Consider the following 1,267-nt stretch of genomic DNA (forward strand, 5'->3'; position numbering starts at 1 on the left):
CACGTTTCACCTGGCGGTCGTCGTGGACGACGCGCTGATGGGGGTGACCCACGTCATCCGCGGGCAGGAACACCTCACCAACACGACCAAGCATGCCGCTTTGTACGACGCGCTGGGTTTCCCCCGTCCGCAATGGGTTCATCTTCCCTCGATCATGAACGCCGACGGCTCAAAGATGAGCAAACGCGACAAGGTTAAGGCCGCACGAAAAGCGGCGAAAGATATCAAAATTAACATTGATCATTGTGCTGAGTATGTTTATAAAGTTATTATACATGGCTTTTTTAAGCCGCCAGAGACTAAGCTCGATAAGTTAATAAACCTTCCGGGAACTATTGCTTTATCAGAAAAAGATACAGCTACTATAAAAATCAAACTCTGGGGAGGGTCTGCTGCTCGCCCCAAAGGAAATAGCCTTATCGAAGAAGTTAAGGAAGCTATACATCGGTTTCTTGACAAAGAGATTGACAGTATATTTATTGCGGAAGCAATCGCAGACTACCTTGACATCAACCTACCGGAAATAGACGTCGCTGACTTTCGCCGAAGCGGCTACTTACCCGAGGTCCTGCTCAACTACATCGCCCTGTTAGGCTGGAACCCCGGCGACGACATTGAGCGCTTCGACTTGAAGTTCCTGATCGAACGATTCGACTTCAAACGCATCGGAAAAAAGAACGCACAGTTCGACCGCGCGAAACTGGCCCGGTTCAATGCCGAGGTTCTCGCATCCTTGCCTCCTGATCTCTTCATCAAAAAGCTGAGAAACCATTTCGAACTGTTCCACCCCGCGTTCCTTAAAGAACTCGACGACAACCAAGGGTTCGCTACCTTTGCAAAGATGTACCAGGCCCGCAGCCAAACCTTGGACACCCCCGCGATACTGGGCCGATTCTTCTTTGAAGACCCCGAGGACTACGACGCCAAGGCCGTGAAGAAGAACCTGCTCAAAAACGACGGCGAAGGGCTGAATGTGCTGCGGGAATTCCGAGATGTTCTCGAACGATGTGACGATTGGACCGCAGACACCCTGCACAAGCTGATCGAAACGTTCGTGGCGGAAAAACAACTCAAGAACATGGGCAGTGTCGCTCAGCCGTTGCGTGTCGCTCTGACCGGCTCGGCGGTCAGCCCGGAAATCGGCCCGACACTAGAGCTGCTGGGCAAGGACACCGTGCTAAGACGCATCGACCGATGCGTGAAACACGCCCCAGCCATGAGGTCCAGCGATGCTTGACTCCGTCATCGTCCCCAACAAGCTCGTCCC

At 52.6% G+C, this 1,267-nt stretch carries 1 protein-coding gene; it reads left to right on the top strand.

What is annotated here, in order from left to right:
• Positions 1-1,237 (top strand): hypothetical protein (locus tag D6783_04540; GenBank protein ID RME52508.1); only part of this gene is annotated, 1,237 nt, incomplete at its 5' end.
• Positions 1,238-1,267: the final 30 nt, after the last annotated feature.

It is taken from the genome of Candidatus Woesearchaeota archaeon (assembly GCA_003694805.1).
Taxonomy (GTDB): Archaea; Nanobdellota; Nanobdellia; order Woesearchaeales; family J110; genus J110.